The 18984-nt window shown below is 67.3% G+C and carries 18 protein-coding genes and 2 tRNA genes; 7 read left to right on the plus strand and 13 right to left on the minus strand.

Annotated features, from left to right (window positions below; all coding sequences use genetic code 11):
* The first annotated feature begins 32 nt into the window (after nt 1-32).
* From KGR00_RS05745 to KGR00_RS05755, 3 genes are all read left to right on the plus strand, one after another.
* A complete protein-coding gene (locus KGR00_RS05745) occupies nt 33-1112 on the plus strand; it encodes an AI-2E family transporter (protein WP_129138582.1) in 1080 nt (359 codons plus the stop codon).
* The gene (gene hda, locus KGR00_RS05750) at nt 1109-1810 is read left to right on the plus strand and encodes a DnaA regulatory inactivator Hda (RefSeq protein WP_129138581.1); all 702 of its coding nucleotides are present in this window, start codon (nt 1109-1111) and stop codon (nt 1808-1810) included. Before KGR00_RS05745 ends, hda begins: the two co-directional genes overlap by 4 nt.
* Before the next feature lie 154 nt (nt 1811-1964).
* A complete protein-coding gene (locus KGR00_RS05755; protein ID WP_129138580.1) occupies nt 1965-2672 on the plus strand; it encodes a metal-binding protein ZinT in 708 nt (235 codons plus the stop codon).
* Between the two features lie 60 nt (nt 2673-2732).
* Here the strand turns inward: KGR00_RS05755 and KGR00_RS05760 are convergent, their stop codons facing one another.
* Entirely contained in the window at nt 2733-3152 is a 420-nt protein-coding gene (locus tag KGR00_RS05760) for a secondary thiamine-phosphate synthase enzyme YjbQ (protein ID WP_224417331.1), read from the minus strand.
* Between the two features lie 97 nt (nt 3153-3249).
* Nucleotides 3250-3828 carry a carboxypeptidase-like regulatory domain-containing protein gene (locus tag KGR00_RS05765; protein WP_224417330.1) on the minus strand — a complete coding sequence of 193 codons (579 nt, stop codon included), beginning with the start codon at nt 3826-3828 and terminating at the stop codon, nt 3250-3252.
* Between the two features lie 198 nt (nt 3829-4026).
* Between KGR00_RS05765 and KGR00_RS05770 the strand changes: the two genes are divergently transcribed.
* Nucleotides 4027-5406, plus strand: a complete 1380-nt coding sequence (locus tag KGR00_RS05770; protein WP_224417329.1) for a class II fumarate hydratase — start codon at nt 4027-4029, stop codon at nt 5404-5406.
* A gap of 89 nt (nt 5407-5495) precedes the next feature.
* Here KGR00_RS05770 and KGR00_RS05775 read toward each other — a convergent pair whose 3' ends face one another.
* From KGR00_RS05775 to KGR00_RS05785, 3 genes are all read right to left on the minus strand, one after another.
* A complete protein-coding gene (locus tag KGR00_RS05775; RefSeq protein ID WP_224417328.1) occupies nt 5496-6569 on the minus strand; it encodes an endonuclease/exonuclease/phosphatase family protein in 1074 nt (357 codons plus the stop codon).
* A gap of 71 nt (nt 6570-6640) precedes the next feature.
* A complete protein-coding gene (gene glpD, locus KGR00_RS05780; RefSeq protein WP_224417327.1) occupies nt 6641-8146 on the minus strand; it encodes a glycerol-3-phosphate dehydrogenase in 1506 nt (501 codons plus the stop codon).
* 164 nt (nt 8147-8310) lie between these two features.
* Nucleotides 8311-9114, minus strand: a complete 804-nt coding sequence (locus KGR00_RS05785) for a DeoR/GlpR family transcriptional regulator (protein ID WP_224417326.1) — start codon at nt 9112-9114, stop codon at nt 8311-8313.
* Nucleotides 9115-9418: 304 nt separating this feature from the next.
* Between KGR00_RS05785 and KGR00_RS05790 the strand changes: the two genes are divergently transcribed.
* Nucleotides 9419-9495 (plus strand) — tRNA-Val (locus KGR00_RS05790).
* Nucleotides 9496-9518: 23 nt separating this feature from the next.
* Nucleotides 9519-9595 (plus strand) — tRNA-Val (locus tag KGR00_RS05795).
* 120 nt (nt 9596-9715) lie between these two features.
* Here the strand turns inward: KGR00_RS05795 and KGR00_RS05800 are convergent.
* The 3 genes from KGR00_RS05800 to KGR00_RS05810 all read right to left on the minus strand — a co-directional run bounded on the left by KGR00_RS05800 (nt 9716) and on the right by KGR00_RS05810 (nt 12116).
* A complete protein-coding gene (locus KGR00_RS05800; protein WP_224417325.1) occupies nt 9716-10672 on the minus strand; it encodes an alpha/beta hydrolase in 957 nt (318 codons plus the stop codon).
* A 94-nt stretch (nt 10673-10766) separates the two neighbouring features.
* A complete protein-coding gene (locus tag KGR00_RS05805; RefSeq protein WP_224417324.1) occupies nt 10767-11243 on the minus strand; it encodes a GAF domain-containing protein in 477 nt (158 codons plus the stop codon).
* A 69-nt stretch (nt 11244-11312) separates the two neighbouring features.
* Entirely contained in the window at nt 11313-12116 is an 804-nt protein-coding gene (locus KGR00_RS05810; protein WP_224417323.1) for a MetQ/NlpA family ABC transporter substrate-binding protein, read from the minus strand.
* A gap of 246 nt (nt 12117-12362) precedes the next feature.
* Between KGR00_RS05810 and KGR00_RS05815 the strand changes: the two genes are divergently transcribed.
* Nucleotides 12363-13112 carry a FadR/GntR family transcriptional regulator gene (locus tag KGR00_RS05815; protein ID WP_224417322.1) on the plus strand — a complete coding sequence of 250 codons (750 nt, stop codon included), beginning with the start codon at nt 12363-12365 and terminating at the stop codon, nt 13110-13112.
* A gap of 174 nt (nt 13113-13286) precedes the next feature.
* Here KGR00_RS05815 and KGR00_RS05820 read toward each other — a convergent pair whose 3' ends face one another.
* The 5 genes from KGR00_RS05820 to KGR00_RS05840 form a co-directional block, all read right to left on the minus strand.
* On the minus strand, nt 13287-14540 hold the full coding sequence (locus KGR00_RS05820; protein ID WP_224417321.1) for a M20 family metallo-hydrolase: 1254 nt from the start codon (nt 14538-14540) through the stop codon (nt 13287-13289).
* 109 nt (nt 14541-14649) lie between these two features.
* Entirely contained in the window at nt 14650-15354 is a 705-nt protein-coding gene (locus KGR00_RS05825) for a DUF1028 domain-containing protein (RefSeq protein WP_224417320.1), read from the minus strand.
* A gap of 9 nt (nt 15355-15363) precedes the next feature.
* Nucleotides 15364-16752 carry a TIGR00366 family protein gene (locus KGR00_RS05830; protein WP_224417319.1) on the minus strand — a complete coding sequence of 463 codons (1389 nt, stop codon included), beginning with the start codon at nt 16750-16752 and terminating at the stop codon, nt 15364-15366.
* A 306-nt stretch (nt 16753-17058) separates the two neighbouring features.
* Nucleotides 17059-17712 (minus strand): methionine ABC transporter permease, encoded by a 654-nt coding sequence (locus tag KGR00_RS05835; protein WP_129138552.1) that lies wholly within the window; start codon nt 17710-17712, stop codon nt 17059-17061.
* Entirely contained in the window at nt 17693-18736 is a 1044-nt protein-coding gene (locus KGR00_RS05840; protein ID WP_129138551.1) for a methionine ABC transporter ATP-binding protein, read from the minus strand. Before KGR00_RS05840 ends, KGR00_RS05835 begins: the two co-directional genes overlap by 20 nt.
* Between the last annotated feature and the right edge of the window lie 248 nt (nt 18737-18984).

Here is an 18984-nt window from a genome sequence, read left to right on the forward strand (position 1 = left end):
GGCGCCCCCCCATTTCCTGCAAGGGCGATTCGATGACACGTCTGCAAGTCTGGACACTACTGGGCCTGGCCGCCGTGATCTGGCTGCTGGTGCTGCTCGAGCCGATCCTGATGCCGTTCTTCGTCGGCTTGATCCTCGCCTACCTGGGCGATCCCCTGACCGACTGGCTCGAGGCACGCGGGCTGTCGCGACGGCTGGCGGTGAGCGTGGTGTTTCTGGTGCTGTCGCTGGTGCTGATCGCCGGCGTGCTGGTGCTGGTACCGCTGCTGGGGCGCCAGCTGACGCAACTGATCGAGGCGCTGCCGGCGGTCTTCAACTGGGTTCAGGTCAGCGTCCTGCCCTGGGTGCGCGACGTCTCGGGGGTCGACTTGAGCACCGATTTCGAGTCGCTGCGCCAGACGCTGATGGCCAACTGGAAGGAAACCGGCACCTTCGCCGCCGGGGTGCTGGCCAAGGTCTCGCGCTCGGGGCTGGCGCTGGCGATCTGGATCGGCAACCTGGCACTGATCCCGGTGGTCACCTTCTACCTGCTGCTCGACTGGGACCGTATCAAGGCGCAGGTGCGCGATCTGCTGCCGCGGCGCTTCGAGCCCACCGTGACGCGGCTGGCGGGGGACTGCGACGAGGTCCTGTCGGCGTTCTTGCGCGGCCAGTTGCTGGTGATGCTGAGCCTCGGCGTGGTCTATGCGGTGGGGCTGACCCTGGCGGGCATCCAGTTCGGCGTGCTGATCGGCCTGATCGCCGGGCTGGCGAGCATCATCCCCTACCTGGGGGTGATCGTCGGGCTGGCGATCGCCGCGCTGGTGGCCTTCTTCCAGTATGGCGATCTCGTGCATCTGCTCGCCGTGGCCGCGGTCTTTGCGGTGGGGCAGATGCTCGAGGGCATGCTGTTGCAGCCGCTGCTGCTGGGCGACAAGATCGGCCTGCATCCGGTGGCGGTGATCTTCGCCGTGCTGGCCGGCGGGCAGCTGTTCGGTTTCACCGGCATTCTGCTGGCGCTGCCGGTGGCGGCGATGATCATGGTAGTATTGCGCGACCTTCACGAGCGCTACAAGAACAGCCGCCTATACGATGCCGGGGAGCGCCTCCCGGACGACGGGGACCAGTCATGAGCACGGGGCCGGCGCAGTTGCCACTCGGCGTGGGGCTGCGCGACGATGCGACCTTCGCCAACTTCCTGCCGGGCGACAACGCCGCCCTGATGGGCCGCTTGCGCGCCCAGCTCGACGACGACGGCGAGTCCTTCCTGTTCCTCTGGGGCGGCGAGGGCTCGGGGCGCAGCCATCTGCTCCAGGCGGCCTGTCACGAGGCCAGCGCCCGCGACAAGCGCGCGCTCTACCTGCCGTTGGACGATCTCGGCCATTTCCCCCCGCACATGCTCGAGGACATCGAGCGGCTCGATCTGGTGGCGATCGACGATCTGGATGCGGTGATCGGGCGTCGGCGCTGGGAGGAGGGGCTGTTTCATGGCTTCAACCGCCTGCGCGATGCCGGCAAGCGACTGGTGATCGCCGCGTCCGCGGCGCCCCGGCAACTGCCGGTTCAGCTTCCCGACCTGGCGTCGCGGCTGACCTGGGGGGTGACCTTCCACCTGCACCGCCTCGACGATGCCCAGCGCTTCGATGCCCTCCAACTGCGCGCCCGGGGCCGTGGCATGCAACTGCCCGACGAGGTGGCGCGCTACATCCTGCATCGCGGCCCCAGGCAGCTCAACGAGCTGTTCGCCACCCTCGAGCGGCTCGACCGCGCCTCGCTCACCGCGCAGCGCAAGCTGACCATCCCCTTCGTCAAGCAGGCGCTCGGCTGGTAGCCGGTCCTCCCGGGGCGACACCCCGTTTTCGACGTTGACACCCAGGTATGGGTGGCGATCCGTCTCGTCGGATTGCTAATCGTTATGTTATAACATATCTTGTGCGGCGTGACGTCAATCACGGCGCATGCAATCAGACAGAAGAGGTACGGCAATGCAGCAAGGGTTCAAGAAAGCGCTGGGCCTGTCGGCCATCGGTGTGCTGCTGATGGGTATCGGCCAGGCGGTATCGGCCTCGCAAGACGAGGCAGGGCATTCGGCGAACCACGATCATGGGCACGATCACGGCCATGCGCACGAACACAACCATGGGCACGACCAGGATGACGCGATCCGCGCGGGCTATTTCAAGGACGCCCAGGTCGAGGATCGGTCGTTGGCCGACTGGCAGGGCGACTGGCAATCCGTCTATCCCTATCTGAAGGACGGCACGCTCGACCCGGTCTTCGCCCACAAGGCCGCCCATGATGCCGCGAAAACCGCCGAGGCGATCAAGGAATACTATGCAACGGGATATCGCACCTCGGTTCAGCGCATCGAGATCGACGGCGACCGGGTGACCTTTCACGAGGGCGACGACGTTCGCTCGGGAACCTATGCCTACGACGGCTACGAGATTCTCACCTACGAGGCCGGGAACCGCGGCGTGCGCTACGTCTTCGAACGCCAGGACGGCGCTGCGGCGGCGCCGCGCTTCATCCAGTTCAGCGATCATCACATCGCCCCCACCGACGCCGGCCACTACCACCTGTACTGGGGCGATGATCGCGACGCCCTGCTCGACGAGGTGACCAACTGGCCCACCTATTACCCCTCGGCCATGAGCGGTGACGAGATCGCCCACGAGATGCTGGCGCACTGAGCGTGACGCGCCGCCTGGCAGGGGCGTCCAGCGGGCGCCATCAAGGGAGCCGGCGTGGCGTCACTCGCCGTTGACGGTGATGACCAGACGTCGGCTGCCGCCGTGGTTGCGGTGTTCGCAGAGATAGATGCCCTGCCAGGTGCCCAGATTGAGACGCCCGCGGGTCACGGGGATCTGCACGCTGGGTCCGAGGAGGCTGCTCTTCAAGTGAGCGGGCATGTCGTCGCTGCCCTCGAAGACGTGCTGGTAGTACGGCGCGTCCTCGGGAACCGCGTGATTGAAGAAGCTCTCGAAGTCGGCCCGGACCGTCGGGTCGGCGTTCTCGTTGATGGTCAGCGAGGCCGAGGTGTGCTTGATGAACACGCTGACGAGGCCGGTCTGGATACCGCCCAGCCCGGCGAGGGCGTCCTCTATCTCGTCGGTGATCAGGTGAAAGCCGCGTGGCCGGGCCTTGAGAGCGATTTCCTGCTGCATCCACATGCTCGACTCCCGTTGGGATGAGTGTCGTCTTTCTCGGGGTGACCGGGCGCGTTTTCAAGCCGCTCGGAGCTGGCGATCGCCGCTGCCCGGCGTCGCGTCACGTGGCGAGTCGCGAACGCCCGTGCACCGGCGGGCGACCGAGATCGACATGCCGGCTCAAGGCAAGGGAGAGCGTGTCGCCGGCTTCCAGCCGGACGCGCCTGACGATCGCTTGTCGACGATGGTTGGCCCCCGGCAGGCTGACGCTGCCGGCCACGAAGTAATCGCCGGCGGGCAGGTCGCCGACCGTGAAGTAGCCGTCGTCGTCGGTTTCGGCATAACGGGTGTGTTGGCGGGCGCGCGGGTCGGGCGGCTCGATCGTCAGGCCGGCCTCGATGGCCCGGACCTCTTCTTCGGCGTAGCGCGTCGCCGGAGCGATGGCCACCGTCTCGCCGACGCTGGGCACGCACTTGCCGCACGGGTGATGCAGGAACAGCCGGCCGCGCAGGACGCCATCGCCCCTCGTCGCCAGACGGGCGTATTCCTCGGCGGGGAAGGGCTCCTTGCGGCGCAGTGTCGGGGTCTCGCCCTCCAGGGTGGTATCCACGTGCGCGTCATCGGGGTCGCCTTCGGCGCGCAGGGTCTGGTGACTCGAGAGTACCAGGCCCAGCGTGACCGCCATCAACCATCTGAACATTGTTGTCTCCCTGGTCGTCGGGTTGCCGCGCGCGGTTTGCGATGCCCCCTTAGAGGGCAATTGTCCGGCGAGGTTCGCTGCGAGCCTCCTTCAGGCGACGATTCGGGATCATGCGACGGCGTGGACCGGGTTCGGGGTTTGCTCCTATGCTTAGGCTCCGAACGGATTTTCTTTTTTCATCAACGATCCGAGGTTGCCATGAGCGAGACCCGCATCGAGCGCGACAGCATGGGCGAGCTGGAAGTCCCGGCCAATGCCCTCTACGGTGCCCAGACCCAGCGTGCCGTGAACAATTTCCCGGTCAGCGGCCAGCCGATGCCGGTGGCCTTCATCCGGGCCGTGGCGCGGATCAAGCGCGCCGCCGCCGAGGTCAACCGCGACCTCGAGCTACTCGATGCCGAGCGCGCCGAGGCAATCGTCGCCGCGGCCCAGCAACTGATCGATGGCGAGCATGGCGATCAGTTCCCCATCGATATCTTCCAGACCGGCTCGGGCACCTCGTCGAACATGAACGTCAACGAGGTGATCTCGCACCTGGCCTCCCGGGACGGCCTGGAGGTCGGCCCCAACGACCACGTCAACATGGGCCAGTCGAGCAACGACGTGATACCCACGGCGTTGCATCTCGCCGCGGCGCTGATGGTCAAGGAGCACCTGCTGCCGGCGATGGAGTATCTCAAGGCGACCATCGAGCGCAAGGCCGACGAGCTCGACGATGTGGTCAAGACCGGGCGTACCCATCTGATGGATGCCATGCCGGTGCGCATGAGTCAGGAACTGGGCGGCTGGGCGAATCAGGTCGGCCAGGCGATCGAGCGCCTGCACGACGTTCTGCAGCGGCTCGGCCGGCTGGCCCAGGGCGGCACCGCCGTGGGCACCGGGGTCAACGCTCATCCCGAGTTCGCCCGGCGCATGGCCGACGCGCTGGGCGCCCAGACCGGCCTGGATCTGCGTCCCAGCGACAGTTTCTTCGCCAGCCTCGGCTCGCAGGACACCGCGGTCGAGCTTTCCGGCCACCTCAAGAGCTACGCTTGCGCGGTGATGAAGATCAGCAACGATCTGCGCTGGATGAATTCCGGTCCGCTGGCCGGGCTCGGCGAGATCGAACTCGAGGCCCTGCAGCCGGGCAGCTCGATCATGCCCGGCAAGGTCAATCCGGTGATTCCCGAGTCGGCGGCGCAGGCGGCGGCGCAGGTGATCGGCCTGGACAGTGCGATCACCGTGGCGGGGCAGAGCGGCAACTTCCAGCTCAACGTGATGCTGCCGCTGATCGCCAGCAACCTGCTGACCTCGCTGACGCTGATGACCAATGTCAGCCGCTTGCTCGCCGACAAGGCCATCGCCACCTTCAACGTGCGCCGCGAGAGCGTCGCGGAGCCGCTGTCGCGCAACCCGATCCTGGTCACCGCGCTCAATTCGGTGATCGGTTACAACGCCGCGGCCCAGGTCGCCAAGAAGGCCTATCAGGCGGGGCGGCCGATCATCGATGTCGCCGAGGAGGAGACCGACCTGTCACGGGATGAGCTCCAGCGGCTGCTCGACCCGGCGAAGCTCACCGAGGGCGGGATCCCCGAATGACGTGAGCGCGCACCGTCACGCCACGCGATCAAAGAGCCGGCGTTTGCGCCGGCTCTCGTGTGTCTGGCAACTGATAGCGCCATCGGGCGTCAGCAGGCCTCGCCGTCGCCCTCGCGACGCGCTTTCTGGATGGTCTCGGCGGCCTGTTCGCGCTCCTCGCGATCGGCCTCCGGGGTGTCGTTCTCGTCGGCGCGGCCCGGGCGGTAGCAGAGGGTGGCGAGGATCGGAAAGTGATCCGAGCCGAAGGCTTCGAGGCGTCGCATCCCGCGCAGGGTGAAGTGTTCGCTGACGAAGATGTGGTCGAGCGGCCAGCGCAGAAAGGGGTAATCGGCGTGGAAGGTGCTGTGCATGCCGCGCCCCCGGCGCGGGTCGAGCATCCCGCTGATATGGCAGAAGCGCCGGGTGGTGCCCGACCAGGCGACGTCGTTGAGGTCGCCGAACAGCAGGGTGGGCTGCTCGTGCTGGTGGATACCCTTGCCCACCAGCAGCAGTTCGGCATCCCGCCACAGCGACTCGTCGCTCTCGCTGGGTGCCGGCGGGCGCGGATGCACGGCATGGATGCGGATCTTCGCGCCGCAGGCCATCCGTAGCCAGGCATGGATCGACGGGATGTCGCTCTGGATCAGCCATTTGACTTCGACGTCCTCGAGCGGCTCGCGCGAGAACAGGTGCATGCCGTAGAGGTTGTCCAGCGGCACCTTGACGCTGTAGGGCCAGTCGCTGTCCAGCGAGTCGCCGAGCTGCTCGCCCCACCAGGCGTCGGATTCCAGCGTCAGTACCAGGTCGGGACGTTCGGCCTGGATCTGGCGCAGCAGGCCTGCGGCGTTGCGATTGGGGGTGAGCACGTTGGCGACCAGCAGCGTGAGGTCGCGCCAGTCACCGTCGTCGCTGGCATCGGTGACCTGCTTGCGCCACAGCGGCGTCCAGGGAAGGATATGCCTGCCCTGGATGGCGATCACCAGCAGGCAGGCGGCGATCGTGCCGATACGCCAACTTCCCGTACTCAGCCAGAGCGCGAGCAGGCCGACCACGAGCCCCGCCACGGCCAGCTGCAGGCGTGGGAAATCGAAGCCCCGCACCCACCAGTGTCGCAGGTGCAGGAAGGGTATGAGCGTGGCGATCAGCAGTAGCGCGGCGACGATCGCCAGGCCGGCGTCGATCATGGTGGGCTCCCGGGCGGGCGTGACAGGGTTGGACGCTCACCAATAACACGAACGCCGGCGCGCTGTAACCGTCAGGCGACGCACGAAGCCTGCGGCTGCCGCTCGCGGAGGTATTGCGCGACACGGGCACGTTGCGCCGTGTCCAGCCGCAGGTAGAGCTTGCTGCGGCGCCAGAGCACGTCCTCGGCGCTGGCGGCCCATTCGCGATCGACCAGGTAGTCCACTTCCCGCCGGGTCAGGCCGGCACCGAAGTCCTCGCCGAGGTCTTCCTGCGACGTGCAGCCATCGAGGAATTCCCGGCACAGCGAGCCGTAACTGTGGGCGAAGCGCCGTGCGCGGGACTTGCCGAGGAAGGGGTAGTCGCGTTCCAGATACGCCTGGAACGCGGCGGCGTCGCCGATGTCGCCGCCGGGCAGCGGTGCCTCGGCCGTCCAGGCCTTGCCCATGTGGGGCAGCGTGGTCTCCAGGGTGCCCAGCGCCGCCTCGGCCAGTCGGCGGTAGGTGGTGATCTTGCCGCCGTAGATCGACAGCAGCGGGGCGCCCCGCTGGTCCAGGTCGAGCGTGTAGTCGCGGGTCATCGCCGAAGGCGAGGTGGACTCGTCGTCGCACAGCGGGCGCACCCCGGAGAAGCTGGCGATCACCTCGTCGCGGCTCAACTGACGCACGAAGTGCCCGTTGACGACATCGAGCAGATAGTCGATCTCGTCGTCGGTGATCGAGACCTGGGCGGGATCGCCGCGATAGCGCACGTCGGTGGTGCCGATCAGGCTGAAATCCTCTTCGTAGGGCAGCACGAAGACGATGCGCCCGTCGCGGTTCTGCAGGATGTAGGCCCGTTCGTCGGTATTGATCCGCGGCACGACGATGTGGCTGCCCTGGATCATGCGAATGCCGTACTGCGATTGCCGCTGGGCGTTTTGCTTGACGAAGGACTCCACCCAGGGCCCGGCGGCGTTGATCAGCACCCGGGCGTGGCGTTCGAAGCGGCGGCCGCTGGAGGTGTCCTCCAGGGTCAGCCGCCAGTGGCCGTCGACCTCGCGGGCCTCGACACAGCGCGTGCGAACCAGTACCTCGGCGCCCTTGTCGCGGGCCTGCATGGCGTTGAGTACCACCAGACGGGCGTCGTCCACCCAGCAATCGGAGTATTCGAAACCGCGGCTGATCGACGGCTGGAGCGGGCTGGTCGCGCCGAAGCGCAGGCTGGTGGAGCCCGGCAGGCTGTCGCGCTTGCCCAGGTGATCGTAGAGGAACAACCCCGCTCGCAGCATCCACGCCGGGCGCAGGTGCGGGCGGTGGGGCAGGATGAAGCGCAGCGGCCAGATGATGTGCGGGGCCTTGGCGAGCAGGACTTCACGTTCGCGCAGGGCCTCGCGGACCAGCCGGAATTCGCGGTGCTCGAGATAGCGCAGGCCACCGTGAATCAGCTTGCTGCTCGCCGAGGACGTGGCCTGGGCCAGATCGGCCTGTTCGCAAAGTGACACGGACAGGCCGCGCCCGGCGGCGTCATTGGCGATACCCGCCCCATTGATGCCGCCGCCGACGACGAAGACGTCGAGAAGTGGTTGTGAGGTGCCCATGATCGCTCCGCTTGAGTGAGGTGGCGGACGAGGCGCGTCCCGGCCTCGCTGTTGTTTTCGTTTATGAACTTATACTAGTCGAAAACGAACATCAATGCTCGCATGAGGTCGGGCGGCGGTGGTAGGCCGCCGTCTGGGGTGGGGAACCGGGAAGCGAGGACGCGTCAGGCCAGGGCCGGGGCGTCGTCGACGCGGGGCGCGAGGGAGGCGTCGGCGATATGCAGCGCCACGTCGTGTGCCTCGATCAGGCGCAGGATCGGCTCGGGGGGCTGGCGATCGGTGAACAGGGCGTCGATCTGGCTGATATTGCCCTGGCGGACGACGGCATTGCGATGGAATTTCGAATGGTCGGCGGTCAGGAATACCTGACGCGAGTTGCGGATGATCGCCTGGGCGACGCGCACCTCCTGATAGTCGAACTCCAGCAGCGAGCCGTCCTCGTCGATGCCGCTGATGCCGATGATGCCGAAGTCGACCTTGAACTGATTGATGAAGTCGATGGTCGCCTCGCCGATGATGCCGCCATCCCGGGAGCGCACCTGGCCGCCGGCGACGATCACGTTGAAATCCTCGTTGTGCTGCAGGATCGCCGCCACGTTGAGGTTGTTGGTGATCACTTCCAGGCCGCGATGCGCACGTAGCGCCTCGGCCACGATCTCGTTACTGGTGCCGATGTTGATGAACAGCGAGGCGTGATCGGGAATCTGCGCGGCGAGCAGGTCGGCGATGCGCCGCTTGGCCTCGAGATTGAGTGTCTTGCGCGTGGTGTAGGCGGTGTTGACGGTACTCGATTCGAGCCCGGCGCCACCGTGCACGCGGCGGATGAGGCCTTCGTCGGCGAGGGCGTTCAGGTCGCGACGAATGGTCTGCGGGGTGACGCCGAAGTCGCGGGTGAGCTGCTCGATGGAGGCATAGCCCTGGCGCTTGACCAGGGCGATGATGGCATCGTGACGTTTCTGCTGGGTCATGACGAGAGGCCGCGTCGTTGAATGGGGCGTTGTGCGTCGCATCCCATCTTATCAGGGCCCGTCGTCCGTGGGGATGGGCGATGACGCGCGCCGGCCGGGAGGTGGCGGCGTCGATGGCGGTGTCACGTGTGTTCGGAAACGAACATTTCGCGTTCCGCCCGGCCTGGCCGCTGCCCGCGTCGCCGGGTATCGCCAAGCGCTTGAGTTACGACGAGAAAGCGTGCTTGAGGGGTTGCATTTCCGCTGGGCATGGGTAGAATACGCATCCGTTGCCGGCGACGTCTCGCCGACAGCGACTGCCCGAAGGACCGTAGCTCAGTTGGTTAGAGCGCCACGTTGACATCGTGGAGGTCAGCGGTTCAAATCCGCTCGGTCCTACCAGGGCATCGAACAATCCGCTTTGCAGGACCATAGCTCAGTTGGTTAGAGCGCCACGTTGACATCGTGGAGGTCAGCGGTTCAAATCCGCTTGGTCCTACCAGTATCGCCGAAGACGCCCGATTCGCCTGTCGAATCGGGCGTCTTTGCGTTGGGCGTCCCTTGACGCTTCCTTCGCGGTCTTTCCTTGCTCCGCCCCAACGTCCTGCGCTCAGGCGGTGCTTCAGGTGCCGAGATGCGTGTCGGCAAACTCGGCGATCTCCTCCAGGGCACGGTTGGCCGGCGCCAGCAGCGGCGCAAAGCCGACGAAGACGTGGGGCATGTCGTCCCACAGGCTGAGTGTCACCGGGCTGCCGCTCTGCTGGGCCTGTTCGGCGTAGCGCCGGCTGTCGTCGAGCAGGATCTCCGCCTCGCCGCACTGGATCAGCGTCGGCGGCAGGCCCGTCAGGTCGCCTTCGAGCGGCGAGACCCGCGGGTCGTCGGTCTTGGCGGCCGGTGTCGGGCCGAGATAGAACTGCGAGATCAGCGGCAGCAGGTCGGGATCGAGGATCGCCTCGACCCGGGCCTTGCGATGCAGTGAATCGCTCTCCCAGTTGAGGTCGGTGGCCGGTGAAAAGGCCATGGCCGCGTCGGGCATACGGCGCTGCTCTTGCTTGAGGACGTTGAGGCAGGCCAGCGTCAGGTTGCCGCCGGCGCTGTCGCCGGCGAGCAGCAGGCGGCCCTGCGGATAGCTGTCGCACAGCCACTGCCAGGCATCCAGGCAGTCCTCGAGCCCGGCGGGGAAGGGGGCCTCGGGGGCCAGGCGGTAGTCGACGGCGATCACCTCGGCGCGACAGGCACGCGCCAGACGCGCGGTCAGCGGTCGGTGGCTGGCCGGACTGCCGGCCATCCAGCTGCCGCCGTGCAGGTACAAGAGCCGACGCCCCGAGGCGAGATCGACGTCGTCGGGGCGTACGCGCTCCGCGGCGATCACTTGCCGGCCCTGGGTGGGGATCAACAGTGGCTCGACCCGACAGCCGGCATCCAGGATCGACGCATCGGCGGCGAAGTACAGGTCCAGCAGGCGCCGCTTGACGGCGAGGTTGTTGCCGCTCTGGGCGTTGAGCGTGCGCAGCCGGTCGAGATGGGCGAGGACGGCGTCGAGCCCCGTGGGGGTGACGCCGGAGGGCGGGGTAGACATCGGCTCTCCTCGATGTTCGATGAACTCAAGGGACAAGCATGGTGGCGATCGCTGCATTCGGCAATGTGGACCCCGGCAGGGCGACCGCCGGCTATCAGTCTGTCGCCAGATCGCTGGCCGCCAGGTCGCTGGCCGCCACGAAGACGGCGACCAGCCGTTCGAGGCCGGCCTGGTCGGCGGCGTCGAAGCGGGCGGGATGCGGACTGTCGAGATCGAGCACGCCCCATAGCCGGTCATCGGCGACGATCGGCACCACCAGCTCGGAACGCGACGCGGCATCGCAGGCGATGTGATCGGCCACGGCATCGACGTCGTCGACACGCTGGGTCGCCCGGGTGCGGGCCGCCGCGCCGCACACGCCCTTGCTGAAAGGGATCGGGTTGCAGGCCGGTTTGCCCTGGAAGGGGCCGAGCACCAGGGTCTGCGGGCGGCGTTGCAGATAGAAACCGGCCCAGTTGAGTCCCTCGACTTCCTGCATCAGGAAGGCGCAGGTCTGGGCGGCATTGGTCAGCCAGTCGCGGGTGTCGAGCAGTGCCTGCAATTGGCGCTCGAGCAGGGCATAGTCGGTCATTTAGCCTCCAGGAAAACGCACCGGGCCGGCGATGGCCGGCCCGGTCTGACATAGGTCGTGAGCGCTGGATTATTTCCAGCCGGGCACGGCGCCACCCTTGAACAGCTCCTCGGCCTTATCGATCACCGCCTGGCTGTGATAGGCCTCGACCAGCTCCTTGATCGCCTCGCGATCCTGATCGCCGCCACGCACCACGATCAGGTTGACGTAGGGCGACTCGGGGCCTTCCTTGATCAGCGCGTCGTCCAGAGTCAGGCCGGCGGGCTGGGCGAAGGTATTGTTGATGAAGGCCATGTCGACGTCCGGCAGGATGCGCGGCAACTGGGCGGCCTCGATCTCGCGGAACTCGAAGTCGTGCGGGTTCTCGGCGATGTCGATTGGCGTGGCCTCGAGATTGGTCGGGTCGTTGAGCTGAATCAGCCCCTTGTTGTGCATCAGGATCAGGGCGCGGCCTTCGTTCGACGGGTCGTTGGGCAGGGCGATGGTGGCGCCGTCGGGCAGCGCGTCGATGCTGTCGTACTTCTCGGAATAGGCGCCGATCGGGTAGACGAAGGTACGCCCGGCGATGGCGAAGTCGTAGCCGCGGTCGCGCACCATCGACTTCATGTACGGCTCGTGCTGGTAGGCGTTGGCGTCGAGGCTGCCGTCGGCCAGCGCGGCGTTGGGCGTCACGTAGTCGGTGAACTCGACGATCTCGACGTCGAGGCCGTACTTGTCCTTGGCGATCTGCTTGGCGACCTGCATGACGTCGGTTTCCGGGCCGGCCACGGTGCCGACCTTGATCTGATCGTCGGCGGCGTTGGCGGTGCCGGCGAGCAGCCCCAGCCCGAGCAGTGTGGCGGTTCCCAGCGTCTTGGCGATAGCCTGTTTCATGGTGCGTCTCCCTTGCGGTCCGGCGAGCGGACATCGGCCTGAAGGTGAATCGTGATACGCGATTTTACGCTATAAGTAGAAAATTTCTAATGCCTTTTTGTTATGGGGTCGATCGTTCGGCCCCGTTGCCGCCGTTCGCCGGATTCCGCGCCGTGGGGCGCGGCGAGCAATGCACGACGCGTGTCGAGGCACGGGCGCCGAGCTTTGTTATCCTCGGGGTTTTCCTTCATGAAGCGGATAGGCTGCATGGCAAGCGTGGCTGCGAGGCGACGGCCCTACCGGGTCGCGGAAACGATCAAGAGCTGGATCGTCGACAGGCAGCTCAAGCCGGGGGATCGCCTGCCCAGCGAAGCGGAGCTGATCGAGACGCTGCAGGTGTCCAAGGGCACGATCCGCGAGAGCACCCGCATCCTCGAGGCCCAGGGCCTGGTGGAGACCCGCACCGGGCCGGGCGGGGGGGCCTTCGTGCGCGAGATGAGCGAAGCCAAGGCGATCGCACTGCTCAGCAATTACCTGTTCTTCCGCGATATCTCGATCGGCGACATCTACCAGATCCGTCTCGCCCTTGAGCCCGAACTGGCCGCGTCGCTGGCGGGCCAGGTGGATGCCGAGGACCTGGCCCGCCTGCGCGCCAGCCTGCACAGCTACGCCGGGCCCGCCGGCAATGACGAGGAGGAACGCCAGCAGCACATCGACTCGCTGAATTTCCACCTGATGCTCGCCGAGCTGGCGGGCGGCAACCCGCTGCTGTGTTTCATCATCCGCTTCACCACTCAGGTGCTGTCGGACCTGACCATCTACCGGCGCCTCTACGAGCCCGCCACCCACGACCTGGGGCAGTCGGGCTGTCGCTATCACGCGGCGATACTCGATGCCATCGAGGCCGGTGACGCCCGGCGCTCGCGTGAGATGATGCGCGAGCACCTGCTTTCCGCTCAGGCGGTGATGAACGAGCAGGAGGCGCAGGTACGCCGAGGGTTCCTGGCGGAGACCTGAGAGGGCGTTAACAAAATGTCTGCGCTCGACAATACGGCGTTAAAATCGACCTTAAAATGCTCATTTACCCCGTGTAAACTCCGCTTTTTCGGCCGATTTTGCCTTGTCTTGCCTTCGCTCGACGACTTTGTAAACGCCCTCTGAGCCGCGTCTGGAGCGTGGCGAAGTGGGCGATCAGCCCCGGGGCAGGCGCCCGGGCAGGGCCTGGAGGAACGTCATCAGCACCCGCGTGGCCGCGTCGGCGTCGGCGGCGCTGATGGCCTCGTCGGGGTGGTGGCTGAGGCCGTCGCGACAGCGCACGAAGAGCATGCCGATGTCGGTCAGCGCGTGCATCGCCAGGCCGTCGTGGCCGGCGCCGCTGAACAGCCGTTCGGCGGGCTCGCCGCTGGCCTCGCAGGCGGCCTCGAGGGCCTCGATCAGCCAGTCGGCACACTCCACCGCTTCGGCCTGGTAGGTCGACTCGATCGTCACCTCGAGATCGCGCTCCGCCGCCAGTCGCCGGCAGTCGTCGAGAATCGCCTCGCGGCCGTGGTGTCTCACCTCGGCATGCGGCGAGCGAAGTTCCAGGGTGAAGGTCGTCTCGGCGGGGATCACGTTGACCGCGTCGGGGCGTACCGCGAGCTTGCCCACCACGCCGACGAGGTCGTCGGTGGCATTGAGCCGGCGGTCGGCCGCGACGACCATTTCCGCCGCACCGACCAGGGCGTCGCGGCGTCCGGCCATCGGCGTGGTGCCGGCATGGCCGGCCTTGCCGGTCACCGTCACCCGGTGGCGCTCGATGCCGGTCAGCGACGTGACGATTCCCACCGCGTGATCGCGGCGTTCCAGTACCGGCCCCTGTTCGATGTGTACCTCGCAATAGCCCAGTACCGAGGCCGGGTCGCGGGCCAGGCCCGGGATGCGCTCGGGGTCGCCGCCAAAGTCGGCAAGTGCCTCGCCGAGACTCGTGCCATCGGCATCGCGGGCCGCGAGGCTCGCGGGATCGAAACCGCCGGCCAGTGCCCGGCTGCCGATCAGGGTCGACTGGAAGCGCGTGCCCTCCTCGTCGCCGAAGGCCACCACCTCGATGCCATAGGGCAGCGTGATGCCGGCCTCGCCGAGTGCCTCGAGAGCCAGCAGCGGCAAGGCCACGCCGAGCATGCCATCGTACTTGCCGCCCTCGATCACGGTGTCCTGGTGCGAACCGAGGATCAGCGTCTTCTCGCCGGCCTGGGCCCGCGGGCAGCGGCCGACCAGATTGCCGGCGGCGTCGAGTTCGGGGCTCAGCCCGGCCCGGCGCATCCACGCCTCGATCAACGTCAGCACGCCGCGATGCTCCGCGGAGCAGAACAGCCGCGTGACACCGGGGCCGGGCTGGGAGTGGCGTGCGGCTTCGTCGAGCCGCGCGATCAGGGTCTCGCCGAGGGGCGCAACGGAGCTCGTGGTCATGGTATCTCCTCGAATGGCAGGCGCCGGTGGCGATGATGGGCCGGGCCCGGCGCCGTGAAAGGGGATGGATGTCGCGTGACGGCCGGTGTCGTGGTCGCCGGCGCGGCGGTCATCGCCGCGGCAGGGCATCCAGAAAACGGCCGAAGTCGGGATCGCGAACGCGCGCCGCCAGCGCGCGAAGCGCGTCGATCGGGTCGGGTTCGGCCCAGTCGACGCGCAGGTCGATGGGCGCGGCGTGGAAGGACTCGATGCGCAGTGCCGCCGAGCGGGTGCCACGGACGTCGCCGCCGGCAACCAGCGCCGCTTCCAGGGCGTCGATCAGGGTTTCGAGCAGGGTCGTCTGGTAGCCGTCGCGATAACGCGGTGCGGTAGCGTTCTCGATCACCGCGTCGGGGTCGTCGCAGGTCCGTTCGAGGAAGCGCCGCAGCAGGGCATCGATGACCCCGGGGCCGGCGAGCAGGTTGCCGGCCGCGGCGAGGCCCGGATAGCACGCGCCGGCCACCACCGGGTGGTTGCCGGTGCCGCTGTGCAGGGCGGCCCGGCCCCGGGCGTCCATCACCAGGCATTGCCGGCAGTCGGCGCCGTCATCGGCGCTGACCACGCCGTCCAGCGCGTCGCTGGCCGTGGCGCCGGTTTCCAGGGCCCGGCGCACGCCGTCGGGATACCAGGGGTTGGTGTACAGCCCCTGGGTGGCGCAGGCGCCCAGTCCGCGCCAGGCGTGGTGGACGTAACCGCCCACCGCCACGCCGCCGGTGGCGGTCAGGGCGGCGGCGGTGCCGCTCGCCGGATCGACATGCAGCAGGGACAGGGTCATGACGCCCTCTCAGTAGCCGGTCATGTGGCCGATGATCAGCCCCACCCAGGACAGGCCGTAGACCAGCACCATGAAGGGCAGGATCGCCTTGAGCCACTTCTCGTAGGAGACCCGGCCTAGGGCCAGCATCGCCAGGGTGCCGCCGGAGGTGGGCACGATCAGGTTGGTCAGGCCGTCGCCGACCTGGAAGGCGGTGATCATCAACTGCCGGCTCATGTCCACCAGGTCGGCCACCGGAATCAGGATCGGCATGGTCACCAGCGCCTGACCGGAGCCTGACGGCACGAACAGGTTGATGACTCCCTGGACGACGCTGGCCATGATCGCCGAGAAGACCGGCGGAATGTCCTGGATGAGCCCGCTCAGGGCGTGGACGATGGTGTCGATGATCTGGGCCTGCTGCAGGATCACCTGGATCGAGGCCGCGACGCCGATCACCAGTGCACCGGGCGTGACGCTGGCGGCCCCTTCCATCATCTGCTTGACGATGCCGTTGGCCGAAAGGCCGTTGATCGCGCCGATCAGGATCGCCAGCAGCAGGAACATGCCGGCGATCTCGTTGATGTACCAGCCGGCGGTGAACACGCCGACCAGCATCGCCGCCAGCCCGCCGATGAATACCAGCAGGGTCAGGGCATCGCGCCGCGACAGGCGGTAGGCGTCGAGCGACTGGCTCATCGCCTTGCTGTCATCGGGTTCGGTGAAGTCCATCTTCACCACCCACTTGCAGATGTACAGCGACAGCAGGCCCAGCGAGGCCACGACCATCAGGGTGCGGAGCCAGGCGCCGGAGAAGGTCGGCAGCTCGGCGATCCCCTGGGCCACGCCCACGGTATAGGGGTTGATCGGCGACAGGGCGAAGCCCACGCCGATGCCGCCCACCGCCATGGTGGTGCCGACCAGGCTGGAGCAGCCGATGGCGCTGGCGATCAGCACGGCGATCGGTACCAGGGCGATGTTGTTCTCGAAGCCCACGGCGACGCCGAAGAAGCCGTAGATGAAGGTGCCCACGGTGATGATCAGGTTGCGGCGTTCGACGCCGACCTTGTGGACCGCCACGCCGATGGCGTTCTCCAGGGCGCCGCTGCGCTGCAGGATGTGGAACAGCCCGCCGGCGATGAACACGATGAACAGGTATTGCGACGCCGCGATGAGCCCCTTGGGCACGGCGACGAAAATGTCGAAGGGCGGAATGGCCGCGATGTCGGAGAGGTAGTGAAAGGAGCCCGGGACCACCGCGGTGCGGCCGTCGCGCGCGACGCGCTCGAACTCGCCGGCGGGGATGAAGAAGGTCAGTACGTAAGTGGCCACCAGGATCAGAAAGATCAGGACCATGGGGTCGGGTACCGTGCGGTACCACTTGGCGCGCCGGGGCAGCGCCGGATCTTGGGGTTTCATGTGATTGTCCTTGTTGGAAACTCGCTCGCGAGGGTTGCCCGGTCGATGGCCAGGGCGGTCGCCATCGCCGGCCGGGACGGCGTGCGGCAACGGGTCGCTCTGCCGGCCGCCGTACGCCGATCTGTCTGGCAATTTATCATGATAAATTGTCGGGTCAAGGCGGAGCCCGGGAGAGGAACCGAGAGAGGGCCGAGAAAGGGACGCGCAAGGCCGGTGCCTCGAGGCGCCAGGGAGGGGGAAGATCAGTGGGGCGGCGCGTCACGCGCGATGACGCGCCGCCGAAAGGGCGGTGTCAGCCCTCGGCGGTCACTTGTGGTCGCTCTTGCGGACCAGATAGTCGCCGAGCATCTGGAAGCCCTGCACCAGCACCACCAGGATCACCACGGTGATCAGCATGATGGTGGGGTTGAAGCGGTTGTAGCCGTAGCGGATGCCCAGGTCGCCGAGACCGCCGCCGCCCACCGCGCCGGCCATCGCCGAGTAGCTGATCAGGGTCACCACGGTGATGGTCAGGCCGGTGATGATCCCGCCGCGGGCTTCCGGCAGCAGCACCTTGGTGATGATCTGCAAGGGCGTGGCGCCCATCGACTGGGCGGCCTCGATCAGCCCCGGCGGCACCTCGTTGAGGGCGCCCTCGACCAGCCGGGCGACGAAGGGGATGGCGGCGATGGTCAGCGGCACGGCGGCGGCGTTGGTGCCGATCGAGCTGCCCACCAGGGCTCGCGTGAAGGGGATGATCGCCACCATCAGGATGATGAAGGGGATCGAACGGCCGACGTTGGTGACGATGCCCAGCACCCGGTTGGTCAGCGGCTGGGCGAGAATCTGGCCCGGGCGGGTGACGTAGAGCAGCACGCCCAGGGGCACGCCCAGCGCGGCGGCAATGAGTCCCGAGACGGCGACCATGTAGAGGGTGTCGAGGGTGGCTTCGAGGATCAGTTCAAGCATCGCGCTGGACATGGCCGAGCACCTCCACTTGCAGGTCGTGGGATTCCAGGTAGGCGAGTGCCTCGCGGGTCTTCTCGGCGCTGCCGATCAGTTCGGCGATCATCAGCCCCAGGGTGCGGTCCTGGATCGACTCGACCTTGGCCTCGAGGATGCTGACGTCGATCGCGCAGTCCCGGGCGAGCCGCGAGATCAGCGGCGTCGACACCGAATCGCCGGTGAAGGCCAGGCGTACCACCGGATGGGTGTCGGGGCCGGGCCGCGCCTCGAGGCGTTCGACCAGCGCCTGCGGCGGTTCCAGCTCGAGGAAGGCATTGAGGAAGTCGCGGCCCAGGCGGGTCGCCGGGGCGGTGAAGAAATCGCCGACGTCGGCCTCCTCGACCAGTTCGCCGCCCGAGATCAGCCCGACCCGGTGACAGATCGACTTGACCACCTCCATCTCGTGGGTGATCAGCAGGATGGTCAGGCCCAGCTTGCGGTTGATGTCCTGGAGCAGCTCGAGGATCGCGGTGGTGGTCTGCGGGTCGAGCGCCGAGGTGGCCTCGTCGCAGAGCAGCACCTTGGGGCGGCTGGCCAGCGCCCGGGCGATCGCCACGCGCTGCTTCTGGCCGCCGGAGAGCTGGGCCGGGAACATGTCGCGCTTGTCGGTGAGCCCGGTGAGTTCCAGCAGCGGTTCGACGCGCTCGCGGATCTCGCGCCGGGGGACGCCCATCAGTTCCAGCGGCAGGGCGACATTGGCGAACACGCTGCGCGACGAGAGCAGGTTGAAGTGCTGGAAGATCATGCCGATGCGGTGGCGGGCCCGGTTGAGGGCCGCCGTGTCGAGGGCGGACAGCTCCTCGCCGTCGACGAACACCCGGCCGGTGGTGGGGCGTTCTAGCAGGTTGACGCAGCGGATCAGGGTCGACTTGCCGGCGCCGGAGAGGCCGATCACGCCGTGAATCGCGCCCTGGGGAACGTGCAGGTCGGTCGGCTTGAGGGCACGCACCGCGCGGTCGCCCGTGCCGTAGGTCTTGGAAACGTTGTCGAGTGTGATCATGGTCCGGGTCGAGTCGCGGCGACGATCGGGGACCGGTTGGTACGGGCGAAGCGAGGGCGAAAAAAAGGCCACCCAAATGGGTGGCCATCAACGCTGGACACACCCTTTTAGCTGCACTTTCCGAGACATGGGCGTCGCAACGCCGGCCTCGGAGGCGCCCGCAATCCGGGAACAAATCGGCGCCTGAAGAAGATTCGCGAAATTCTAGAGAGCGCCTTCGGGACTGTCAACGACTTTGGTATAAGCTG

This window comes from Modicisalibacter sp. MOD 31.J (assembly GCF_020147985.1).
Classification (GTDB): Bacteria; Pseudomonadota; Gammaproteobacteria; order Pseudomonadales; family Halomonadaceae; genus Modicisalibacter; species Modicisalibacter coralii.

Excerpts from the sequence above, each read along its gene's own strand:
- KGR00_RS05745 (WP_129138582.1), top strand. The coding sequence starts at position 33 with ATGACACGTCTGCAAGTCTGGACACTACTGGGCCTGGCCGCCGTGATC.
- hda (WP_129138581.1), top strand. The coding sequence starts at position 1,109 with ATGAGCACGGGGCCGGCGCAGTTGCCACTCGGCGTGGGGCTGCGCGAC.
- KGR00_RS05755 (WP_129138580.1), top strand. The coding sequence starts at position 1,965 with ATGCAGCAAGGGTTCAAGAAAGCGCTGGGCCTGTCGGCCATCGGTGTG.
- KGR00_RS05760 (WP_224417331.1), bottom strand. The coding sequence starts at position 3,152 with ATGTGGATGCAGCAGGAAATCGCTCTCAAGGCCCGGCCACGCGGCTTT.
- KGR00_RS05765 (WP_224417330.1), bottom strand. The coding sequence starts at position 3,828 with ATGTTCAGATGGTTGATGGCGGTCACGCTGGGCCTGGTACTCTCGAGT.
- KGR00_RS05770 (WP_224417329.1), top strand. The coding sequence starts at position 4,027 with ATGAGCGAGACCCGCATCGAGCGCGACAGCATGGGCGAGCTGGAAGTC.
- KGR00_RS05775 (WP_224417328.1), bottom strand. The coding sequence starts at position 6,569 with ATGATCGACGCCGGCCTGGCGATCGTCGCCGCGCTACTGCTGATCGCC.
- glpD (WP_224417327.1), bottom strand. The coding sequence starts at position 8,146 with ATGGGCACCTCACAACCACTTCTCGACGTCTTCGTCGTCGGCGGCGGC.
- KGR00_RS05785 (WP_224417326.1), bottom strand. The coding sequence starts at position 9,114 with ATGACCCAGCAGAAACGTCACGATGCCATCATCGCCCTGGTCAAGCGC.
- KGR00_RS05800 (WP_224417325.1), bottom strand. The coding sequence starts at position 10,672 with ATGTCTACCCCGCCCTCCGGCGTCACCCCCACGGGGCTCGACGCCGTC.
- KGR00_RS05805 (WP_224417324.1), bottom strand. The coding sequence starts at position 11,243 with ATGACCGACTATGCCCTGCTCGAGCGCCAATTGCAGGCACTGCTCGAC.
- KGR00_RS05810 (WP_224417323.1), bottom strand. The coding sequence starts at position 12,116 with ATGAAACAGGCTATCGCCAAGACGCTGGGAACCGCCACACTGCTCGGG.
- KGR00_RS05815 (WP_224417322.1), top strand. The coding sequence starts at position 12,363 with ATGGCAAGCGTGGCTGCGAGGCGACGGCCCTACCGGGTCGCGGAAACG.
- KGR00_RS05820 (WP_224417321.1), bottom strand. The coding sequence starts at position 14,540 with ATGACCACGAGCTCCGTTGCGCCCCTCGGCGAGACCCTGATCGCGCGG.
- KGR00_RS05825 (WP_224417320.1), bottom strand. The coding sequence starts at position 15,354 with ATGACCCTGTCCCTGCTGCATGTCGATCCGGCGAGCGGCACCGCCGCC.
- KGR00_RS05830 (WP_224417319.1), bottom strand. The coding sequence starts at position 16,752 with ATGAAACCCCAAGATCCGGCGCTGCCCCGGCGCGCCAAGTGGTACCGC.
- KGR00_RS05835 (WP_129138552.1), bottom strand. The coding sequence starts at position 17,712 with ATGTCCAGCGCGATGCTTGAACTGATCCTCGAAGCCACCCTCGACACC.
- KGR00_RS05840 (WP_129138551.1), bottom strand. The coding sequence starts at position 18,736 with ATGATCACACTCGACAACGTTTCCAAGACCTACGGCACGGGCGACCGC.